Below are 21,649 nucleotides of genomic sequence, written 5' to 3'. Positions count from 1 at the left end.
TGCCGGAGTGGCTCCTTACCGCCATTTCGGGCGCCGCCCGGCCTTCAGCGCCTGCACCGCCTGATCGAGCGTCTGCAGGAACTTCGACTTGTCTTGCTGGCTCATCGGCTTGTTGCCGCCGCTGACCACGCCCATGTCGCGCAGATCCTGCATCAGCGCGCGGGTGGCGATGGCCGAGCCGATGCTGTCGTCGGTGAAGGGGCGGCCGGTCGGGCCGATCACCACGGCGCGCTTCTTGACGCAGCGGTCGGCCAGCTGGATGTCGGCGGTGACCACGATGTCGGCCTCAGTCGCGTGCTCGGCGATCCAGTTGTCGGCGGCGTCGAACTCCGACCCGACGACGACCAGTTCCGACAGGCATTCGTTGGGCAGGCGGAGCGGGCCGTTGCTGACGATCCACACCTTGATTCCGTTGCGCCCGGCCACCCGGTAAATTTCCGACTTTACCGGGCAGGCATCGGCATCCACATAAATCTCGACCACCCGGCTTCCCTCCTTCGCCGTTTCATGCCGCGTCCTTATGCGCTAAAACCCTGAGCGAGCGAAGTGGCGCCGCGGATGGCGTCCTGGATTTTTCCTTTTTGTGCAGAAGGGTCGGAGCGGCGCATGGCGTCCTATCAATATGTCTATGTGATGAAGGGCCTGTCCAAGGTCTACCCCGGCGGCAAGAAGGTTCTGGACAACATCTGGCTGTCCTTCCTGCCCGGCGTGAAGATCGGCGTCCTCGGCGTCAACGGCGCCGGTAAGTCGACCCTGATGAAGATCATGGCCGGCCTGGACAAGGACTATTCGGGCGAGGCCTGGGCCGCGCAGGGCGCCAAGGTCGGCTACCTGTCGCAGGAGCCGCAGCTCGACCCGACGAAGACGGTTCAGGAGAACGTCCTGGAGGCCCTGGCCGAGACCAAGGGCCTGCTGGACCGCTTCAACGCCGTGTCGGAGGCGATGGGCGACCCGGACGCCGACTTCGACGCGCTGATGGCCGAGCAGGCCGAGCTTCAGGAGAAGATCGACGCCGCCGACGCCTGGGACATCGACCGCACGGTCGAAATCGCCATGGACGCGCTGCGCTGCCCGCCGGGTGATTCCGACGTGACCAAGCTGTCCGGCGGTGAGCGGCGCCGCGTCGCCCTGTGCAAGCTGCTCCTGGAGAAGCCCGACCTTCTGCTGCTCGACGAGCCGACCAACCATCTGGACGCCGAGTCCGTGGCATGGCTGCAGAAGCACCTGGAGGACTACAAGGGCACCGTCGTCCTGGTCACCCACGACCGCTACTTCCTCGACAACGTGACCGGCTGGATTCTCGAACTCGACCGTGGGTCGGGCATCCCCTACGAGGGCAACTACTCCTCCTGGCTGGAGCAGAAGCAGAAGCGCCTGGAGCAGGAAGGCCGCGCCGAGGAGGCCCGCCAGAAGCAGCTCGCCACCGAGCTGGAATGGATCCGGCAGTCCCCGCGCGCCCGTCAGGCCAAGAGCAAGGCCCGCATCTCCGCCTACGAGACCTTGCTGGCCGAGAGCGGCAAGGAGACGACGGGCGAGGCCCGCATCGTCATTCCGACGCCGCCGCGCCTGGGCAACGTCGTCATCGAGGCCGAGAGCATCAACAAGGGCTTCGGCGACCGCCTGCTGATCGACGGCCTGTCCTTCCGCCTGCCGCCGGGCGGCATCGTCGGCGTGATCGGCCCGAACGGCGCCGGCAAGACCACCCTGTTCCGCATGATCACCGAGCAGGACGGGCCGGACGCCGGCACCTTCCGCGTCGGCGAGACGGTGAAGCTGGGCTATGTCGACCAGAGTCGTGATTCGCTGAACCCGAACAAGACCGTGTGGGAGGAGATCTCCGACGGGCTGGACATCATCGACCTCGGCAAGAAGTCGATGCCCAGCCGCGCCTACGTCTCGTCCTTCAACTTCCGCGGTCCGGACCAGCAGAAGAAGGTCGGCCAGCTCTCCGGTGGTGAGCGCAACCGCGTCCACCTCGCCAAGATGCTGAAGTCCGGCGCCAACGTGCTGCTGCTCGACGAGCCGACCAACGACCTGGACGTCGACACGCTGCGGGCGCTGGAAGAGGCGCTGGAGAGCTTCGCCGGCTGCGCCGTGGTCATCAGCCACGACCGCTGGTTCCTCGACCGCCTCGCCACCCACATCCTGGCCTTCGAGGGCGACAGCCATGTGGAGTGGTTCGAGGGCAACTTCGAAGCCTACGAGGCCGACAAGAAGCGCCGTCTGGGCGAGGATGCGGTGAATCCGCATCGCATCAAGTACAAGCCGCTCGTCCGTTCGTAACGGCGGCCCCGGCGACCCCCCTCTCCCGCCGCGGGAGAGGGGGGCTTCCGGTCACCCTTCCAGCTTCTGATGCTCCAGGAAGGCGGTCTTCAGGAGCTGCTTGAGATCGTCGCCGTACTGGTGGAAGCGCACGGACACCTGCCCCTTCCCGACGCCCTTGTGCACCACCACCATCCGCGCGGTGGCGAAGACGTCCTCCCGCCCGGCCATGGACAGGCGGCCCTCGATCGTCTCGCCCTCCTCGAACAGATTGTCCGGCGCGTAGAGGCACACCCCGCCGATCGACCAGTTGCGGGAGGAATGGGCGCCGCGCTCGGTCCGGATCACCAGACAGGGCTGGGCGTAGCGTTTCTGTGATCGCCGCTCCACCGGTGCCGGGGGCGGCGGCGGCGCGGTATGCACCGCCACCGTGATCCCCGTGCCGTCGAGCTTCGCCCCGCCCAGCTTGGCGGAACGCAGCACCGCGTCCTCCATCCGGGCGTCGCGCAGGTCGGCGCCGGTCAGGTTCGCGCCGTCGAAGTTGGCGGGCCAGGGACGGTCGCCGGACAGACGGGCGGGGCGGGCGTCGGCGCGCGCCAGCACGGCACGGGACAGCCCGGCGCGGCGGAGGTTGGTGCCGTTCAGGCAGGCCTCCGTCAGGTCGGCCCCGATCATCTCGGTGTAGGAGAGGTCGGCCATCTCCAGGCTGGCCTTGCGCAGCCGCACCCCCATCAGACGGCAGCGGCGCAGCCGGGCGGCGGCGAGCACGCGCCCGGTCAGGTCGGCCCCGATCACCGACACGAGGTCGAGATCGAGATGGCGGCCCTCCGCGCCGTGGCTGTTCACCCACCGCTCATGCTCGGCGACGGCCTCCAGGAACGCGCCCGACGGCATCGGCTTGTAGGCCGGCCTGACGATGGCGTTCTGGGGAAGGGAGGCGGGCAGGTAGTTGCGGTCGAGCGTCGCCTCGTCGATGGTGGTGCCGTCGAAGGTCACGCCGTCCAGCGTGGCGCCCCAGAAATCGGCGCCGACCAGGACGGCCGCGGTCATGTCGGCGCCCGTCAGGTCGGCGTCGTTCAGGTCGGCGCCGCTGAGGTCGCAGCCCGTGAAGTTCGCGCCGGCCAGGATGGAGCGCTCCATCTTCGCCTCGGTCAGGCGGGTGACGCCATCGCTGCGCGGCTTGTCGTCGGTTCCGTTCATCAGCGACCCGGCGCGGAAGTCGGCGCCGCGCAGGTTGGCGTCGGTCAGGATGGCCCGGTGCAGGTTGGCGCCGCGCAGATCCGCCCCGATCAGCGTCGAGGCGGTCAGGTTCGCCCCTTCCATGTCGGCGCCGAACAGGTCCGCCTGCGAGAGGTCGGCCCGGACGAGGCGGGCGCCGACCAGATTGGCCCCGGCCAGTTTCGCCCCGTTCAGGTTCACCCGGTCCAGGTTGAGATTCGAAAGATCGCGGAAGCTGAGGTCGGCCCGCCGCCCGCCGCGGCGCGTCAGCCACGTCTGATGGGCGAGGATGATCGCCTTGATCTCGTCGATCTCGTTCGGAGTCCGGTCGGCCATCGGATAGGGCGCCCGCTGCTGCAACACACAAGAGAGGCTTCGGGCGCGACCATACCCCTTCCGACGGGGTTCGTCACGGAATCGCCGTTCGGACCTTCATGAAAAAAGGGGCCATGAAAAAGAGGCCATGAAAAAGGGCCGCCCGAAGGCGGCCCTTTAGATGGTCCGGTCGTTCCGGGCGTGCGGAGCGAAGGATCAGCCGGCGCTGCCCACCTTCTGGCGGAGCGCCTGGAGCAGCCCTTCGACCCGTCCGCCGTTCTGGCCGATGACCGAGGCGAATTCCTGGCGCTGCGTCACACCCATGCTGACGCCCTCGACCACCACGTCGATGATCTTGTAGGAGGTGTCGCGCTTGCGCACGCGCCAGTCCACATTCACCGGCGGGCCGTTGGGACGGACGATCTGGGTGGAGACCATGGTGTCCGCTTCGCCTTCCACGCGGGACCCGGTGATCCGGAAGGTCTCGCCCGAATACTCGACGAAGCGGTCGGCGTAGGTGTTGACGATCAGCCGCTCGAACAGCTTCTGGTATTCGTCGTGCTGCTGCGGCGTGGCGGAATTCCAGTAGCGCCCCAGGACCCAGCGACCGATGTAGGCCACGTCGAAGCCCTGATAGAGCAGGGTGCGGAAGCGCTGCACCGCCTGATCGCGCGACAGGCTCTTGTTCGAGAAGGTGGCGACGGCCTCGTTCCCCAGGGACTGGATGAACGCGGTCGCGCCCGGATCGGCCGATTGCGCGGCGGCGGGACGGGCGGCCCAGCTGCTCACCGCGAGCAGGGCCGCGCACACGAGAAACAGGCGACGTGTCAGCATGGCAAGGCAAAAGTGGCTGCCGCGGGGGCTTTGTCAACACTCAATCGGTTAAAGGACCGGGCGCGGACGGTCGCATCGCGGCAGGCCTCCTCCTTATTTCTTGGCGGGTTCGTCGAAATCGGGGAACTCCGGCGTCGCCGGTGCGATGTCGTTGGCGATCGCGGCGCGGCGCTGCTGCGCGTAGAGGCTGCGGGCCGTCGCGTAGAAATCCAGCGAGTTCTTGCGCAGGTCGTCGATCTCGCGCAGGAGCTGGGAGCGCCGGTCCAGACCGGCGGCGGCGGTCCGCCCGTACATCGCGTTGTCCGCCCCGGCGGCGTTGGTGCCGATGCGGAACGGGTCGGCCAGCGTGTCGACGCCGTAGCCGAGCGTGTCGCGGACGTTCGACGGGCCGAGGAACGGCAGCACCACATAGGGGCCGGGGCCGACGCCCCAGACGCCCAGCGTCTGGCCGAAATCCTCCGGACGGTCGCCGATTCCGGCTTCCGTCGCCACGTCGGCGAGACCGCCGAGGCCGAGGATGGTGTTGGTCATGAACCGGCCGGTGGCGACCTGGGCGCCTTCGAAATCACCCTGCAGCAGGTTGTTGGCGATGTAGAGCGGGCCGAGCAGGTTCTGGACGAAGTTGTGCACCGCCTGGCGCAGCGGGTCGGGGACGACTCCCACATAGACCTCCGTCGCCGGACGGATCAGCAGGATGTCCGCGGTCTCGTTGACGGCGAAGACGAATCGGTTGGGAATCTCCAGCGGATCGCTGACCGTGACGTCGGCTTCGTTGCTGCCGGGCGCGGTAGCGCAGCCCGCCATGCCGAGGGCGACGACGGCCACGGCGGCCGAGCGAAGAAGGGAGCGGGAGAGGTTGGCCAGCTTCATCGGCGACGGCTCTTTCTGGGACACGACTTTGGGCGGGGCATCCGATTCCGCGGCCCCGTCGCGCCACGTCGGAAGGTGTCGACCCCTCGCCGGGCGGCAACAGGCGCTGCCGGACAGGACATCGCCCGGAAAATCCGTGCGATCCCTTTGTTCCGTGCCTAACACAGGCGCCGCCTTTTGACCAGCGTGCCACGCGAGGTCACCATACGGATACCGCCCTATGTGGTAGGATTGCCGCGCCCTTCGCGCGCCGACCGGTCGTCCCGTCCGCCGCCCCCGCCCGATTGAAAGGGGTGGCGGCGAAAACGTGTTTACGCTGCATAAAGATATCTTTATATCTGTATCCCGCATGGCGGGCCGCGGTGGCCGGCCGGCCCTTCGGGGCGATTCGGGACGGTGCCGGCGGTCATGGACGAACTGCTTGCGACATTGAAGGCGGCGGCGGAGACCACGCGGCTTCGGCTGCTGGCGCTGTGCGCTCATGGCGAGCTGACGGTGACCGAGCTGACCCAGATCCTTGGGCAGAGCCAGCCGCGGGTGTCCCGCCATCTGAAGCTGCTGTGCGACGCCGGTCTTCTGGATCGTTTCCGGGAGGGCACCTTCGCCTTCTACCGGCTGACGGAGCGCGGCGCCTCGGCGGAACTGGCGCGCGTGCTGGTGGACGCGATCCCGTCCGACGACCCGACGCTGACGCTGGACCTGGAGCGGCTGGAGGCGATCAAGCGCGCCCGCTCCGAGGCGGCAGCCAGCTACTTCCGCGAGAACGCCGCCCGCTGGCACGAGATCCGCTCCCTCCACGTCCCGGAACGCGAGGTGGAGGAGGCGCTGCTGCGCCTGATCCCCGCCGACGGGATCGGGGATCTCCTGGACATCGGCACCGGCACGGGCCGCATGCTGGAGGTGCTGGGGCCGCGCGCCCGGCGCGCCGTGGGCGTCGATCAGTCGCGCGAGATGCTGTCGATCGCCCGCACCAAGCTGGAGGACACGGCGCTCCGCCATTGCCACGTGCGGCAGGCGGACATGTACCAGCTTCCCTTCCCATCGGGGTCCTTCGACGCGGCAGTCGTCCATCAGGTGCTGCATTTCGCGGAGGCGCCGGCCGATCTGCTCGCCGAGGCGGCGCGCGTGCTGCGGCCCGGCGGCCTGCTGCTGGTGGTCGACTTCGCTCCCCACGCGTTGGAATCCCTGCGGGCGGAGCACGCGCACCGACGGCTGGGCTTCTCCGACGCCGAGGTCGCCGCCTGGTGCCGCCATTGTGGTCTGGACTGCGGTGCCGTGGTGCATCTGCCGGGCGAACCGCTTACCGTATCCATCTGGCCGGCGGTGCGCGCCGCGAAGGGCGCATCCCAGGCCGACCCCTCCATCCTCTCCATCAGCGGAGCCCAGTCATGACGTCCGGCATCCCGTCGGTCAGCTTCGAATTCTTCCCGCCCAAGACGGAGAAGATGGAACAGAGCCTGTGGCAGGCGATCCAGCGCCTTGCCCCGCTCAGCCCCTCCTTCGTCTCGGTGACCTACGGGGCCGGCGGCTCGACGCGCGAGCGCACGCACAACACGGTGACGCGCATCCAGAAGGAGACGGGCATCCCCGCCGCCGCCCACTTCACCTGCGTGGGCGCGACGCGCGAGGAGATCGACGCCATCGCCCGGACCTACTGGGACGCCGGCATCCGCCATCTCGTGGCCCTGCGCGGCGATCCGCCGGAGACCGAGGGCGGGGTGGGCGGCCGCTACGTGCCGCACCCCGGCGGCTACGCCTACGCCGCCGATCTGGTGGCCGGGATGAAGAAGGTCGCCGACTTCGAGATCTCCGTCGCCGCCTATCCGGAGTCCCACCCGGAGGCGCCGAGCGCGCAGTTCGACCTGGACAACCTGAAGCGCAAGGTGGACGCCGGGGCGACGCGGGCGATCACCCAGTTCTTCTTCGACAACGACGCCTATTTCCGCTTCCTCGACCGCTGTGCGGCCGCCGGCATCACCGTGCCGATCGTGCCCGGCATCCTGCCGATCACCAACTTCGCCCGCGCGGTCGAGTTCGCCGGCAAATGCGGGGCGGCGATGCCCCAGCGCTTCGCCGAGACCTTCGAAGGGCTGGACGCCGATCCGGAGACCCGGCAGCTCGTCGCCGCGACCATGGCGGCGGAGCAGTGCCAGGCCCTCCAGGCACAGGGCATCAAGGACTTCCATTTCTACACGCTGAACCGCTCCGACCTGACGGTGGCCATCTGCCGCATGCTGGGCGTCAAGGCGAAGCAGCCGGCGGTGTCGTGACCGCCCCCCTGTGCTAGGGTGTCGCGGATGATCGCGGTCGCGGAGAAAGGGCCATGGACAGCCGGATCGGTTATGAGGACGACTTCTACGCCTGGACCCAGGAACAGGCCCGCCTTCTCCGCGAAGCCGCCCGCGAACGCCTGAACACGCCCATCGATTGGGAGCATGTGGCGGAGGAAATCGAGGACATGGGCAGGAACGACCGGCGCGCGATCAACAGCCATCTTGCCCGTATCATCGAGCATCTTCTGAAACTGGAGTTCTCTCCGGCTTCCGACCCGCGCAGCGGTTGGCGGAAGTCCGTACGCGAACAGCGTGCGGCGGCCGTCGATGCGCTGGCCGACAGTCCCAGCCTGAAGGGGCATGTCGATCTTCCGTCCGCGTTCCGCCGTGGACGCGGCTTTGCCACCGACGGGCTTGGACAGGATCGCATCGATGAACATGCCCTTCCTTCCGAATGCCCTTACGGACTTGAACAGCTTCTTGACGAAGACTGGTGGCCGGTGAACCGCCACGATCTCGACTGAGACGCCGATTCCCTGACTTTCCGCCCGACCTTCCTTCCGAAACGGACCAGACCCTTCCCATGCCGCACATTCTCGACACTCTCCGCGACCGCGTCCTGCTCTGCGACGGCGGGTTCGGCAGCCGCATCCAGGCGCTCGACCTCGACGTGGAGAAGGACTACTGGGGGCACGAGAACTGCACCGACATCCTGCCGCTCTCGCGCCCGGACATCGTGCGGGAGATCCACCGCGGCTATTTCGAGGCCGGCGCGGACATGGTGGAGACGGACACCTTCGGCGCCTCCCCGGTGACGCTAGGCGAGTTCGGCATCTCCGAGAAGGCGTTCGAGATCAACCAGCGCGCGGTCGAACTGGCGCGCGAGGCGGCGGAGACCTTCACGGACGGGCAGCCGCGTTTCGTCATCGGCTCGGTCGGGCCGGGCACCAAGCTGCCCAGCCTGGGCCACATCCCCTATCAGGAGCTTGAGGACAGCTTCTTCGTCCAGGCGGCCGGCCTGATCGCCGGCGGCGCCGACGCCATCCTGGTCGAGACCTGCCAGGACCCGCTGCAGATCAAGGCCGCCGTCAACGGCATCAAGCGCGCCCGCGCCGAGGCCGGGACCGACACGCCGGTCTTCGTCCAGGTGACGGTGGAGACCACGGGCACGCTGCTGGTCGGCACCGACATCGCCGCGGCGGCCACGGTCATCCAGGCGCTCGACGTGCCGCTGATGGGGCTGAACTGCGCCACCGGCCCGCTGGAGATGAGCGAGCATGTGAAGTGGCTGACCCAGAACTGGCCGGGCCTCGTCTCCGTGCAGCCGAACGCCGGCCTGCCGGAGCTGGTTGACGGCAAGACGCACTACCCGCTGCGCGCCGACGACTTCGCCCATTGGCTGGAGCGCTTCGTGACCGAGGACGGGGTGAACCTCGTCGGCGGCTGCTGCGGCACCAACGTCCCGCACATCGCGGCGGCGAACCAGATGCTGCGCAAGCTGGCCCCGGCCGGCTCCCACCGCCCGAACCCGAAGGGCCGCACGGTCCATTGGGTGCCCGCGGTCGCCTCGCTCTACTCCCAGGTCACGCTGCGCCAGGAGAACGCCTTCTTCGCCATCGGCGAGCGCTGCAACGCCAACGGCTCCAAGAAGTGGCGCGAGCTTCAGGAGAAGAACGACTGGGACGGCTGCGTCGAGATGGCGCGCGAGCAGGTGAAGGAAGGCTCGCACACGCTCGACGTCTGCACCGCCTTCGTAGGCCGCGACGAGGTGGCGGAGATGCAGGCCGTCGTGCAGCGCTTCGCCGGCTCGGTCACCGCCCCGCTGGTCATCGACTCCACCGAATACATCGTGCTGGAGAAGGCGCTGGCGCTCTACGGCGGCAAGGCGATCATCAACTCCATCAACTTCGAGGACGGCGAGGAGCCGGCCCGCAAGCGCCTCGCGCTCGCCAAGAAGTTCGGCGCGGCGGTGATCGCGCTGACCATCGACGAGGAGGGCATGGCGAAGACGCCGGAGCGCAAGCTCGCCGTCGCCAAGCGCCTCTATGACCTCGCGGTCAACGAGTTCGGCCTGCCGGCCCACGACCTGCTGTTCGACCCGCTGACCTTCACCATCGCCACCGGCAACGAGGACGACCGCAAGCTGGCCATCTGGACGCTGGAGGGCATCGAGGCGATCAGCCGCGAGATGCCCGGCTGCCAGATCATCCTCGGCCTGTCCAACGTCTCCTTCGGCCTGAACGCGGCGGCCCGCCACGTCCTGAACTCGGTCTTCCTCGACCATGCGGTGAAGCGCGGCATGACCGGCGCCATCGTGCATGTGTCGAAGATCATGCCGCTGCACCAGATCCCCGAGACGGAGGTCAAGACCGCCGAGGACCTGATCTTCGACCGCCGCGCGGAGGGGTATGACCCGCTCCAGGCCTTCATCGCCCTGTTCGAGGGCCGCAAGGCGGCGGACGCCAAGAAGAAGGCCCGCGCCGAGACGGTCGAGGAGCGGCTGAAGGAGCGCATCGTCGATGGCGACCGCACCGGGCTGGAGGATGATCTCGCCGAGGCGATGAAGACCCACCCGCCGCTGGAGATCATCAACACCTATCTGCTCGACGGCATGAAGGTGGTGGGCGAGCTGTTCGGCGCCGGCAAGATGCAGCTTCCCTTCGTGCTCCAGTCCGCGGAGACCATGAAGGCCGCCGTGGCGTGGCTGGAGCCGCACATGGAGAAGCTGGACGGCCAGCAGAAGGGCACCATGGTGCTGGCCACCGTGAAGGGCGACGTCCACGACATCGGCAAGAACCTCGTCGACATCATCCTGACCAACAACGGCTACAAGGTCGTCAACCTCGGCATCAAGCAGCCGGTCGGCGCGATCATCCAGGCGGCGAAGGAGCACAAGGCCGACGCCGTCGGCATGTCCGGCCTGCTGGTGAAGTCCACCGTCGTCATGCGCGAGAATCTGGAGGAGATGACCCGCGAGGGGCTGGAGGTTCCCGTCCTGCTCGGCGGCGCCGCCCTGACCCGCGCCTATGTCGAGACCGACTGCGTGGCCTCCTATGGCTCGGGCCGCGTGGCCTACGCCGGCGACGCCTTCGACGGGTTGACCCTGATGGATCAGGTGGTGGGCGGCAGCTTCGACCAGCAGCTCGCCATCCAGCAGGCCAAGCGGGCGGGCCGGGCGGTCAACCGCCGCCGGGTGCTCGGTCAGGCGACCAGCGCCACCGTCGGTCCGGTGGACAAGGACGCCGCCCGCGCCCGCCGTGCCCGTCTGGCGGAGGGCGTGCCGGTGCCGACGCCGCCCTTCTGGGGGGCGAAGGTCATCGAGCATGTGCCGCTGAAGACGCTGGTGACCTACCTGAACGAGCGCATGCTCTACCAGCTCCAGTGGGGCTACCGGAAGGATGGCAAGTCCTTCGAGGAGTTCAAGGAGTGGGCGAAGAAGGAGCTTCGCCCGGTGCTCGACCGCATCCTCCGGATCGCTGCGAAGGAGGAGATTCTGCGGCCCCAGGCGGTCTACGGCTACTGGAAGGCGGCGGCCGACGGCAACGACGTCATCCTGTTCGCCGAGGATGGGACCAGCGAGGTCGCCCGCTTCACCCTGCCGCGTCAGGCCAAGGAGGACGGCGAGTGCATCGCCGACTTCCTGCGTGACGTGAACGACGGTGAACGCGACGTTCTGGGCCTCCAGATCGTCACCATGGGCCAGCATTGCGCCGAGGTGGCGCGGGAGTGGTTCGCCGAGAACCGCTACCAGGACTACCTCTACCTGCACGGCCTGTCGGTGGAGATGACCGAGGCGATGGCGGAGTATGTCCACGCCCGCATCCGCGCCGAGCTGGGCTACGGCGCCGAGGACAGCCGCGACAAGGAGAAGCTGTTGCAGCAGGCCTACCGCGGCAGCCGCTACAGCTTCGGCTATCCGGCCTGCCCGAACCTCGCCGACCAGGAGCAGCTTCTGACGCTCCTCGACGCCGGGCGGATCGGCGTGGAGATGTCCGACGAGCACCAGCTCCACCCGGAGCAGAGCACGTCGGCCATCGTCCTGCACCACCCGCGCGCCAAATACTTCTCGGTGTGAGTCCAGCTTCCTCCACCACCCTGGTGGAGCTGTTGATGCGGCAAAGACAAGCCCGTCCCTCGTTGGGGCGGGCTTTTTCTTTGGTGCACTATCAATGAATCATATAAGAATTCAGGCGTATGAATTATGAATATGAAATCAAAAAACAGAGTCTTGAAACAAGATTCCCTCTAGACTCAATTTGGTTATAAGTGGCATATCTTTTTCAGCGATAATCAATAGAAAATACAAAGGGTAATGCAGATGTGTGCATTCAGTGATTATCGCCATCGCAAAAATCAAAGATTTGGAGAATCACATGGGCGCGCGGATTACCAATGTTCTTATCACCTTCGATACGGAAAGCATTCTGAATGATTATAAGAATCTTTCCCGTGATCCGAAGAACCCGACGCCGATTTCGGCGAAATACATTTACATGGTCACCAACGGCGCCAACGCCATTTCCGGCCAGGCCGGCGGCGAGCTGAATCTGAAGGCCTCGGTGAACGACGTCATCCGCTGGCGCGAGGCGACGCTGACGCTGAGTTCGGATGACTCGGCGCTGATGTACGCCTTCGTGCCGACCGGCGGGGCGAACCTGATTTCCCCGCCTCAGGCGCTGCTGTCCACCGTGACGGTGCCGGTGCCCAACCCCAGCAATCTGACCACGCCGAACTTCGAGACCATCAAGGACTTCTTCTGGAACTCGATCGCTCTCGACACCGGCCGGGTCACCTATCATTTCCATTTCATGATCACCGACCGTTACGGGCAGGTGAAGGGCTACTGCAAGTGGGACCCGTACATCACCATTTCCAACTGAGCGTCTGACGCGTCTCTCCGGGTTCCTGCGGGAGCCCGGAGAGGTTGGACGCCGGACGCGCCATGCCCCAAACGAAGAAAACGGCCATGACCGCATTGCCTTCACCCATCGACGTCCTCCTCGTGGTGGATACGGATGCTTTGCTGGAGCGGGTGTCGAAGCAGGACACCACCCTGGAGAACCCCATGGTGGTCGAGCCCGGCCTGACCTTCACCATCGTCCGGAAACGTCACGGCGACCCGACGCGCTCCACCGCTGGGTTGCGCCTGACGTGCGAGGCCGGTGCCGAACTGCGGCTTCGCATGGTCGGCCTGGGTGGTTATGGGCAGGAGTATGTTCTTCCCTATGCCATCAATCCGCTGGGCAAGAAGCAGAAGGCGCTGGCCTTCCGCAAGGTGAAGAACCTGTCCGTTCATTCGCCGCTGCCCGATCCGCAAGCTCTGGAAAAGCCGGAATTCCAGAAAGTGAATCAATTCTTCTGGTCTGGTCGGGTCGGTCGCGAGGGACGCGCGGAATTTGAAGTCCTTTTCATGCTCGCCGACCGTGGCGGCAGCGTCCGCGGTTACTGCCGGTTGCCGACCGCCTTCACCTTCGCCTCACCGGGGGAGGGTGATGGGGCCGCGGGAAAAGGGACAGCCGGCGGGGGTACGGAGGGGGCTTCCGGGGATGGCGGGGCCGAAAACGGCTAGTGCGCAGGCCGTGTTTCGAGGGTCCGCAAGGCCGCAAGCCGGTTCCCAAAGCGCGGCGGCATCGCTTATCCTTGAGGGCATGAACCATTCGCCCACCCCGCTTCACCTGCACCGGGAAACCGTCCGCCCGGAGTGGATCGACTACAACGGCCATATGAACGTGGCCTACTATCTGCTCGCCTTCGACCACGCGACCGACGCCGTGCTCGACCATTTCGAGATCGGCAAGGCGTACGCGGAGGGCGAGGGACGGTCGATGTTCGCGGTGGAGGCGCACCTGACCTACGCCCGCGAGGTGACGGAGGGGGACGGTTTGACCTTCACCTCGTTTGTCCTGGGCGCGGACGCCAAGCGGCTGCATCTGTTCCACGAAATGCGCCATGAGGAGGACGGCTTCCTCGCCGCCACGGCCGAATTCATGCTGCTCCACGTCGATCTGGCGGAGCGCCGGTCGGTGCCGCTGGCTCCGGACGCCGCGGAACGGCTGGCCCGCACCGCCGCGGAGCACGCCGCGCTGCCGGTTCCGCCGCAGGCCGGGCGCTCGGTCGGGCTGCGGAAGCCCAAGGGGGCGTGACGGTAAGTCGCTGCCCGCCACCGCCTTTTGTTGCGCCGGACCCTTTGTCATTCGGCCGCTGCGACACTATCTGTTGGCGCATGAAGACGACAATTTTCGCCGCCTTCGCGGTACTTTCCACCTTCCTGGGCACGGCCCTGGTCCCCTCCGCCGCACTGGCCGAATGCACCGACCCGGCGCAGCCGAAGGTGAATTGGCGCCGCTGTTATTTTGACGGGCGCGATCTGTCGTCTGCGAAACTGGCGGGGGCGATGCTGCGCGACGCCACCTTCCAGAGGGCCACGCTGAAGGACGCCGACCTGTCGGAGACTGACGGTTACCGCGCGAAATTTTTCAGCGCCACCATGCCGGGGGTGAAGCTGGACGGCGCCCGCCTGATCGAAGCCGACTTCACACGGGCCGACCTGACGGGGGCTTCCCTGAAGGAAACCGACCTGCGCAACGCGAAGCTGGTGAACGCCATTCTTCAAAAGGCCGACTTCACCGGGGCGCGGCTGGGCGGGGCCGACCTGCGGCACGCCGATCTGTCGGGCGCCACCTGGATCGACGGTACGACCGTCTGCGCCGAGAAATCCGTGGGTCAGTGCAACTGAGGAATTCGCCAGTAAATTTCCTTTCAAGTGTAATATAATGACCATTGGGGAAAGTCGCTTGCCCGCCTCTTTCCCGCTGCGGTAGCCTTTTTTCAAAGCGCAGTGGAAAGGCGGACAGGATGGCGGGCGATCAGGATTTCGAGACGGCGCGGATTCTCGCGAGCCGCGCCATGGATCGGATCGCCGTCCATGGGCTGTTGCCGAATCCAGAGAACTTCACCCTCTGGTACGCCTATTTCGGCGGGCAGAATCCCGACCTGACGCGCGCCATCGAGTTGGCCCAGCGCGATGGCGCCACCTTGTCGCAAGGCCATTGCGACGAGCTGTACAAACGCTTCTTCACGCTCGACGCCGAGGCCCAGGCCATCCGCGAAACGTCGGAGCGGGCGCGCGTCGCCTTGGGACGCATCCTCGACCAGTTGGGCAGCGTCGGGTCGGAAACCGATCGCTATGGGCAGACGCTGGCCGGCTTCCGCGGGGAGCTGGACCAGCCGATGAGCCTGGCCGAACTGCGTGCGATGGTGGCGGCCATCGCGGCGGAGACGACCGCCATCGTGGATCGCCAGACCCGCCTGCAAAGCCAGCTCATGGAATCCAGCCAGCAATTGGCCGAGTTGCGCGTGGTTCTGGATTCGGCGCGCCGCGAGGCGATGACCGATGGGTTGACCGGCATCGTCAACCGGCGGGGCTTCGATGTGGCTCTGGCCTCCGCCGCGGAGGAGGCGATGCAGACCGGCATGCCGATGACCCTGCTGATGGTGGACATCGACCATTTCAAGCGCTTCAACGACGTCCATGGCCATCTCGTCGGCGACCATGTGCTGAAGCTGGTCGCCAAGGTGCTGACCGAGGGGGTGAAGGGCCGCGACACCGTCGCCCGCTACGGCGGGGAGGAGTTCAGCGTCATCCTGCCCCACACCGCGCTTGCCAACGCGATCAAGGTGGCCGAGCAACTCCGCGCCTCCGTGGGGTCGCGGCAGATCATCAACCGGACGCGCAACGCCAATTACGGATCGGTGTCCCTGTCGGTCGGCGCGGCGGAATACCGGCCCGGCGAGGATCTGCTGGCCCTTCTCCGCCGCGCCGACGAGGCGCTCTACACCGCCAAGCGCGGCGGGCGCAACCGCGTCTGCGCCGAGGCCACGGTGGAGGGCTGAGCGCCGCCCGTCAGGTGGCTCCCGTCAGGCGCCGGACCGCGGCGTCGGTTTCGTCCACCAGCCGCGCCATCAATTCCGCCGCCGTCCGCCGCCGCGCGAGGCGAACGCCCTGTCCGGCCCACAGCGACAGGAACTCCGCCCGGCCCTGCTGGGCGGCGGCGGTGCGCATCGGGCGGGTCAGCGCGTTCTGAAGGGGGAAGGGCAGGGCGTCGCCGTCCGCGATGTCCTCCATGACCCGGTTGACGATCCCGCGCGCCGGGCGGCCCGAGAAGGCGCGGGTCACCCGCGTCTCGGTCTCGCGGGCGTCGAGGATCGCTTGCTTGTGCGCCTCGGGGATGCCGGCTTCCGCGCAGGTCAGGAAGGCGGTGCCCATCTGAGCGCCGGCGGCGCCCAGAGCCAGAGCCGCCGCAATGCCGCGCCCGTCCATGATGCCGCCGGAGGCCAGCACCGGTAGGGTCACCGCGTCCACCACCTGCGGAACCAGCGCCATGGTGCCGACCAGTCCGGCGGCGAAATCCACCTCCCCGGGACCGGTGGCGAAGCTGCCGCGGTGTCCGCCGGCCTCCGCCCCCTGGGCGATCACGGCATCCATGCCGGCCCGCTCCAGCGCCACCGCCTCCTCGACGCTGGTCGCCGTGCCCATCAGGAGCATGCCCCGCGCCTTGATGGCGGCCAGCGCGTCGGCGGGCGGGATGCCGAAGGTGAAGCTGAAGGCCGACGCCCCGCAGTCCAGCGCGGCGGCCAGTTGGGCGGCGAAGCCGTCCGCCGCCAAGGCCGGCCTGCCAGGAGCGGGCAGGCCGAGGTCGGCGTGGTAGCGCGCGATGGCCGCGACCGCCGCGTCGATCCGGCCGGCGTCCGGCGCGTCGGGCGCGGGCAGGGGGGCGAACAGATTGATCCCGAAGGGGCGGGAAGTCCGGGCGCGGATTGCCCGCGCCCGTTCGGCGATCTGGTCGGGGGACAGATAGGCCGCCCCGATGAAGCCGATGCCGCCCGCCTCGCCCACCGCGGCGACGAGGTCCGCCGTGTCGGCGCCCCCGGCCATCGGGGCCTGGACGATGGGGTGGGACAGGCCCAGGCGCTGGGTCAGTGTGGTGTGAACCGGCATCGTGCCGCCCTCCGCTTTCGGTGATCCGCGGAGGGAGGCTAGGGCAGTCCGGTCATCGTGAAAAACGAATTGTTCAGATGGGACGGATCACGTCCGGTGATGGGTTGCGGGATCCGTTCAGGCGGCGCGCAGCCACACCGCCGTGTCGTGGAAAGCCGCACCGCCGGCCGGCGGGATCGGCTCGGGCGAGGTCAGTGTGTTGATCCCGATCCCCTCCAGGAAGGCGCTGTTCGGCCAGATGCCCTCCACGATCACCACCCCGCGCGGCACCCCGGCGAAGGGCTTGGCGTGGACGACGACGCTGCCCAGCCCGTTGCCGAGCCGCACGGCGTCGCCGTCGGCCAGGGTGAGGTCAGCCGCGTCCTCCGGATGGATCAGCGCGGTGGGGCGGCCTTCGCGGCGCTGGGCGGTCACCGTCTCGGTGAAGCTGGAGTTCAGGAACTGCCGCGCCGGGGCGGTGACGAGGCGGAAGGGGTGCTCCGCGTCGGCCGGGCGGCCCGGCGTCATGTGGTCCGGCAGGTCCGGCAACTGGCCGGCGCCGTAGGGGCCGAGCGCCGCCCAGTCCGGCGCGAAGCGGAAGCGCCCGTCCGGGAAGGCGAAGCCGTTCAGGAAATGCGAGGTCTCGAAATCCGGCTGGGCGTCGATCCAGCGCTGTTCCGTCAGGGTGGCGGCGTCGGTCAGGCCGGAGGTCTTCAGCATGGAGTCGATGATCTCCAGCGCGCTCATGCCGAAGCCGGGATGCTCGGCGCCGACGCGGCGGGCCAGCTCGGAAATCACCCAGTGGTTTTCGCGCGCCTCGAACTGCGGTTCGATCACCTTGCGGCCGATCAGGATGTGCATCTGCCCGCCGCCGCGGTAGAGGTCGTCATGCTCCAGGAAGGTGGTGGCGGGGATGACGATGTCGGCCAGCTGCGCCGTGTCGGTCATGAACTGCTCGTGCACCGCCACGAACAGGTCGTCGCGCAGGAAGCCGCGGCGCACGCGGGCGCTGTCGGGACAGATCGCCGCCGGGTTGGTGTTCTGGATCAGCATGGCGGTGACGGGCGGACCGCCGGCGATGTCCTCGCCGGTCAGCACCGCGCCGATGCGCGACTGGTCGAAGCCGCGCACCGAGGTGTCCAACCGGTCCAGCCCCTCCGACAGGGTGCGGTCGATGCTGTAGATGCCCGAGGAACAGTAAAGCGCCCCACCGCCCTTGTGCGCCCAGGCGCCGGTGACCACCGGCAGGCAGGACACCGCGTGCATCTGCGCCGCCCCGTTGTGGGCGCGCGTCAGCCCGTAGCCCAGCCGCAGGTAGCTGCGCTTGGTCGTGCCGTAGAGGCGGGCGAAGCCGACGATCTCCTCCGCCGTCAGTCCGGTGATCGCCGCCGCCCATTCGGGCGTGCGGGTGGCGAGATGGGCCTCGAGCCGGTCCGCCCCGGCGGCGTAGCGGTCGAGATAGGCGCGGTCGGCCAGCCCTTCGCGGAACAGCACATGCATCACCGCGCAGGCCAGCGCGCCGTCGGTGCCGGGGCGCAGCATCAGGTGCAGGTCCGACACCTCCGCCGTGCCGGTGCGGTAGGGGTCGATGGTGACCAGCTTCGCCCCGCGGCCCTTGCGGGCGCGGCTGACGTGGGTCATCACGTTGACCTGGGTCGCCACCGGGTTGCCGCCCCAGTTCACGATCAGGTCGCTGTCGGCCATCTCGCGCGGGTCGGCGCCGCGGATGTCGCCGTGGCCGGCCAGCCAGCCCATGTTGGCCGGCGTGTCGCACACCGTGCTGATCTGCCGGGAATAGCCCTTGGCGTGGCGCAGCCGCTGGATGCCGCCGCGCTGCACCAGCCCCATGGTGCCGGCGTAGAAATAGGGCCAGACCGCTTCCGCACCCAGGCGCTGCTCGGCGTCCAGGAAAGCGTCGGCGATGCGATCCAGCGCCTCGTCCCAGCCGATTTCCGCCCACTGGCCGGAGCCCTTGGGGCCGGTGCGCCGCAAGGGGGTCTTCAGCCGGTCGGGGGAATGGACGCGCTCCGCGTAGCGGCTGACCTTCGCGCAGATCACGCCCGCCGTGTAGCTGTTGGCGGCGGCCCCACGGACCTTGCCGATGCGGTCCGGCGCGACCCGTTCCACTTCGAGGGCGCAGGTGCTGGGGCAATCGTGCGGGCAGGCGGTCGGCAGGAAGACGGAGTTCACGGAAGGACGCCTCGGCGGGGAAAAAGCGGTGGTCAGCTTATGTCCGGTGTCCGGCATTCCGCAACCGGTCAGGATTGTTTAAGGACTGCCATCAGATTTCAATATTGCAGCCCTATCCTTGTGGAGACGCGTCGCGGAAAGATGTATGTTTTCCGAAAAATACGCGCATAAGGCGGCAAAAGGGCCGCGGTGAGCGCGGAGCGACACAGCAAGGGGAATCCGTATGATCGCGAATGTTGCCGGAGGCGCCCGGCGGACGCTGCGGGCCGGGGTGTTCGCCAGCCTGATCGGAGCCATGGTCGGCGCCATCGCCGGCATGGCCGCTCCGGGAATCGCCACGGCGCGGGCGGATGGCGTCAAGCTCGGCTATGTGGAATTCCCGCCCTACACCCAGACCGACGGCGGAGCGGCGAAGGGCAGCCTGATCGAGGCGTTCGACAAGGCGGCCAAGGCGGCCGGAATCGCCTACACCGCCGAATCGGCCCCGGCCCGCCGTCTCTTCTCGGGCGTCGCGGACGGCGATTTCAACATCTTCCTGGGCATCCGCACGGTCAAGGAGTTCGACGGCACCACGCTGATCAGCGCCGCCCCGATCGCCCGGATCGAGCTGAACGCCTACGGCATCGGCGAAGCCCCGGCGGTCAAGGCGAAGGAGGATCTGTCGGGCAAGGCGGTCATCGCGTTGAACGGCTATTCCTACGGCGGCTGGCGCGCCTGGATGGAGGACCCGGCCAACAAGGTGCAGATGGTCGACGCGCGCACCGCCGATCAGGCGCTTCAGCTCCTCCAGGCCGGGCGGGCGCCGACGCTGCTGCAATATTCGTTGCCGATGCAGCAGGCGCTGGGCGGGAAGACGCTTGCCGAGCTGAAGGCGACGCCGGTCCAGAGCCTGGACGTCTACATCGTCGTGTCGAAGAAGACCCCGGACGCCGCGGCGGTTCTGGCGAAGCTCGAAGCCGGGTTCAAGGCGACCCAATAGCGCCGAGGCGGGCGCCGACCGTTCGGCAACCGATTGTTCAGCAAGAGAAAAGGGCGGATCATGACGGTCAGCGGCGCGGTAGGCGGGTTTCAGGACCGCGGAGATCAAGGCGGTGGTTTGGGGCTGCGCCTGCGGGCGCTGTTGCTGATCGGCGGCGTGCTGCTGGTCTATCAGGTGCTGGCCATCGCCTGGGGCGTGCACAGCTCGGCCAACCAGGCCAAGGAGACGCTGGCGGCGCGCGCCGACATGGTGGCCTCGCTGCAGGCCCGCGCGGCGGCGATTCCGCTCTTCGACTTCGACACCGAGCAGGTGCGCGAGGTCGCCAAGGCGCCGTCTTCCGACCCCGACTTCCTCGGCGCCCAGGTGCGTGACGACAAGGCCAAGGTGGTCGCCGAGGTCGGCGACACCAAGGCCGCGAAGGGCTTCATCGAGGTGGTGAAGCCGATCGTCGGCGGGCAGGCCGGGCAGCGCAAGACCATCGGCGAGTTCGTCCTGCGTCTGCGCACGGACCGGGTGGAGGCGCGGGTGACCGCCGACGCGGCGACCCAGATCGCCGTGGGGGCGGTCGCCTTCCTCGCCATCATGGCGGCGCTCTACCTCGTCGTCTCGGCCATCACGCGCCCGCTGATGCAGATCACCGCGATGGTCGGGCGGCTGGCCCAGGGCGACTACGCGGTCGCCGTGCCGGCGCTGGACCGCCGCGACGAGATGGGGGCGATGGCCCGCACCATCGACATGCTCCGCCAGAACGCCCAGCACCGCCAGCAGCTCGAAGCCGAGAAGCTGGCCCGGCAGGCCGAGGAGGCGCAGCGGGGCGAGCGTCTGACCCGCCTCGCCGCCGCCTTCGACCGCTCGGTCCAGGCGACGGTCGGCGAGGCCTCCACCGCCGCCTCGCAGATGAAGGGCAGCGCCGGCAGCATGCTGGAGAGCGCGCTGCGCGCCGACCAGTGCAACGCCTCGGTGGCCGGCGCCGCCGACGAGACCAGCCGCACCGTCCAGACCGCCAGCGCGGCGGCGGAGCAGCTCACCCAGTCGATCCGCAGCATCGCCGAAAGCGTGAAGCAGTCGGTCGCCATGTCGGCCCAGGCCATCGACCGTGCCGACGCCAGCCGCAAGACGGTGGAGGCTCTGGCCGCCGGCGCCGCCAAGATCGGCGAGATCACCAGCCTCATCACCTCCATCGCCGGCCAGACGAACCTGCTGGCGCTCAACGCGACCATCGAGGCGGCGCGGGCCGGGGAGGCCGGCAAGGGCTTCGCCGTGGTGGCGAGTGAGGTGAAGAATCTGGCCAGCCAGACCGCCAAGGCGACGGAGGAGATCGCCACCCAGATCGGCGCCATCCAGTCGGTCACCCAGGAGACGGTGTCCGCCATCGGCGCCATCACCGAGACCATCGGCCAGCTCAGCCAGCGCTCCGCGGAGATCGCCGCCTCGGTCCAGGAGCAACTGGCGGCGACCGGCGAGATCGCCGAGAAGGTCCGCACCGTGGCCGGCGAGGCCGACACGGTGACCCGCAGCATCGCGGTCGCCTCCGGCGCCTCGTCGGAGGTGGCGACGGCGGCCCGCGAGTCGGTGGAGGTCGCCCAGACCCTCCAGGCGCGCTTCGTCGATCTGCGCGACGAGGTGCAGAAGTTCCTGGCCTCGATCAAGGCGGCATAAACGGCCTTGCGATGACACGCAACGTGCCTGCGGCGGGAGGAAATGCCCGCCGCGGGCACGTTGCGTTTCCGG

18 protein-coding genes and 1 pseudogene are annotated in these 21,649 nt (G+C 68.1%); 13 read left to right on the top strand and 6 right to left on the bottom strand.

Translation table 11 applies throughout. The annotated features are described in order from the left end of the window. Positions 1–15: 15 nt before the first annotated feature. The gene (locus D3869_RS02280) at positions 16–483 is read right to left on the bottom strand and encodes a YaiI/YqxD family protein (protein ID WP_035674278.1); all 468 of its coding nucleotides are present in this window, start codon (positions 481–483) and stop codon (positions 16–18) included. A gap of 123 nt (positions 484–606) precedes the next feature. Here D3869_RS02280 and ettA point away from each other — a divergent pair, with 123 nt between their 5' ends. Continuing rightward, complete coding sequence (gene ettA, locus D3869_RS02275; protein ID WP_137138788.1) at positions 607–2,283, top strand: energy-dependent translational throttle protein EttA; 1,677 nt, start codon at positions 607–609, stop codon at positions 2,281–2,283. Between the two features lie 51 nt (positions 2,284–2,334). Here ettA and D3869_RS02270 read toward each other — a convergent pair whose 3' ends face one another. The 3 genes from D3869_RS02270 to D3869_RS02260 all read right to left on the bottom strand — a co-directional run bounded on the left by D3869_RS02270 (position 2,335) and on the right by D3869_RS02260 (position 5,499). Beyond that, complete coding sequence (locus D3869_RS02270; protein ID WP_137138787.1) at positions 2,335–3,816, bottom strand: pentapeptide repeat-containing protein; 1,482 nt, start codon at positions 3,814–3,816, stop codon at positions 2,335–2,337. A gap of 195 nt (positions 3,817–4,011) precedes the next feature. After that, positions 4,012–4,629: an MlaC/ttg2D family ABC transporter substrate-binding protein gene (locus D3869_RS02265; RefSeq protein ID WP_137138786.1), complete on the bottom strand. Its 618-nt coding sequence runs from the start codon at positions 4,627–4,629 to the stop codon at positions 4,012–4,014. Positions 4,630–4,722: 93 nt separating this feature from the next. Continuing rightward, positions 4,723–5,499, bottom strand: coding sequence for an MlaA family lipoprotein (locus D3869_RS02260; protein ID WP_137138785.1), 777 nt, complete (start codon positions 5,497–5,499; stop codon positions 4,723–4,725). A gap of 408 nt (positions 5,500–5,907) precedes the next feature. Here D3869_RS02260 and D3869_RS02255 point away from each other — a divergent pair, with 408 nt between their 5' ends. The 9 genes from D3869_RS02255 (at position 5,908) to D3869_RS02215 (ending at position 15,665) form a co-directional block, all read left to right on the top strand. After that, positions 5,908–6,891, top strand: coding sequence for an ArsR/SmtB family transcription factor (locus D3869_RS02255; protein WP_137138784.1), 984 nt, complete (start codon positions 5,908–5,910; stop codon positions 6,889–6,891). After that, positions 6,888–7,769 (top strand): methylenetetrahydrofolate reductase [NAD(P)H], encoded by an 882-nt coding sequence (metF, locus tag D3869_RS02250; protein WP_137138783.1) that lies wholly within the window; start codon positions 6,888–6,890, stop codon positions 7,767–7,769. The genes D3869_RS02255 and metF overlap by 4 nt, the downstream gene beginning before the upstream one ends. Before the next feature lie 53 nt (positions 7,770–7,822). Next, complete coding sequence (locus D3869_RS02245) at positions 7,823–8,296, top strand: DUF29 domain-containing protein (RefSeq protein WP_137138782.1); 474 nt, start codon at positions 7,823–7,825, stop codon at positions 8,294–8,296. 59 nt (positions 8,297–8,355) lie between these two features. Continuing rightward, positions 8,356–11,847 (top strand): methionine synthase, encoded by a 3,492-nt coding sequence (gene metH / locus D3869_RS02240; protein ID WP_137138781.1) that lies wholly within the window; start codon positions 8,356–8,358, stop codon positions 11,845–11,847. Between the two features lie 256 nt (positions 11,848–12,103). After that, complete coding sequence (locus tag D3869_RS02235; protein WP_211114952.1) at positions 12,104–12,652, top strand: inclusion body family protein; 549 nt, start codon at positions 12,104–12,106, stop codon at positions 12,650–12,652. A 62-nt stretch (positions 12,653–12,714) separates the two neighbouring features. After that, positions 12,715–13,341, top strand: coding sequence for an AidA/PixA family protein (locus D3869_RS02230; protein ID WP_137138780.1), 627 nt, complete (start codon positions 12,715–12,717; stop codon positions 13,339–13,341). Positions 13,342–13,420: 79 nt separating this feature from the next. Beyond that, a complete protein-coding gene (locus D3869_RS02225) occupies positions 13,421–13,915 on the top strand; it encodes a thioesterase family protein (protein WP_137138779.1) in 495 nt (164 codons plus the stop codon). 80 nt (positions 13,916–13,995) lie between these two features. After that, entirely contained in the window at positions 13,996–14,508 is a 513-nt protein-coding gene (locus tag D3869_RS02220) for a pentapeptide repeat-containing protein (protein WP_137138778.1), read from the top strand. Positions 14,509–14,627: 119 nt separating this feature from the next. Continuing rightward, entirely contained in the window at positions 14,628–15,665 is a 1,038-nt protein-coding gene (locus D3869_RS02215; protein WP_137138777.1) for a GGDEF domain-containing protein, read from the top strand. Positions 15,666–15,675: 10 nt separating this feature from the next. On the opposite strand, the gene D3869_RS02210 is transcribed toward D3869_RS02215, so the two are convergent. Together D3869_RS02210 and D3869_RS02205 are read right to left on the bottom strand one after the other, a co-directional pair. After that, on the bottom strand, positions 15,676–16,770 hold the full coding sequence (locus D3869_RS02210) for an NAD(P)H-dependent flavin oxidoreductase (protein WP_137138776.1): 1,095 nt from the start codon (positions 16,768–16,770) through the stop codon (positions 15,676–15,678). A gap of 117 nt (positions 16,771–16,887) precedes the next feature. Then, on the bottom strand, positions 16,888–18,939 hold the full coding sequence (locus D3869_RS02205) for a molybdopterin oxidoreductase family protein (RefSeq protein ID WP_137138775.1): 2,052 nt from the start codon (positions 18,937–18,939) through the stop codon (positions 16,888–16,890). A gap of 223 nt (positions 18,940–19,162) precedes the next feature. On the opposite strand from D3869_RS02205, the gene D3869_RS02200 reads away from it, so the two are divergent. From D3869_RS02200 to D3869_RS34715, 3 genes and pseudogenes are all read left to right on the top strand, one after another. Then, positions 19,163–19,918 carry a transporter substrate-binding domain-containing protein gene (locus D3869_RS02200; RefSeq protein ID WP_137138774.1) on the top strand — a complete coding sequence of 252 codons (756 nt, stop codon included), beginning with the start codon at positions 19,163–19,165 and terminating at the stop codon, positions 19,916–19,918. A 60-nt stretch (positions 19,919–19,978) separates the two neighbouring features. Further along, positions 19,979–20,662: pseudogene (locus D3869_RS34720) on the top strand (HAMP domain-containing protein); the annotation flags it as partial. Continuing rightward, positions 20,636–21,577 carry a methyl-accepting chemotaxis protein gene (locus D3869_RS34715; protein ID WP_432613410.1) on the top strand — a complete coding sequence of 314 codons (942 nt, stop codon included), beginning with the start codon at positions 20,636–20,638 and terminating at the stop codon, positions 21,575–21,577. The pseudogene D3869_RS34720 and the gene D3869_RS34715, both read left to right, overlap by 27 nt. Positions 21,578–21,649: the final 72 nt, after the last annotated feature.

Source organism: Azospirillum brasilense (assembly GCF_005222205.1).
GTDB classification, from domain to species: Bacteria; Pseudomonadota; Alphaproteobacteria; order Azospirillales; family Azospirillaceae; genus Azospirillum; species Azospirillum brasilense_G.
The sequence above is the reverse complement of the archived record's forward strand: the minus strand, read 5'-3'. Positions and strand labels throughout refer to the sequence as shown.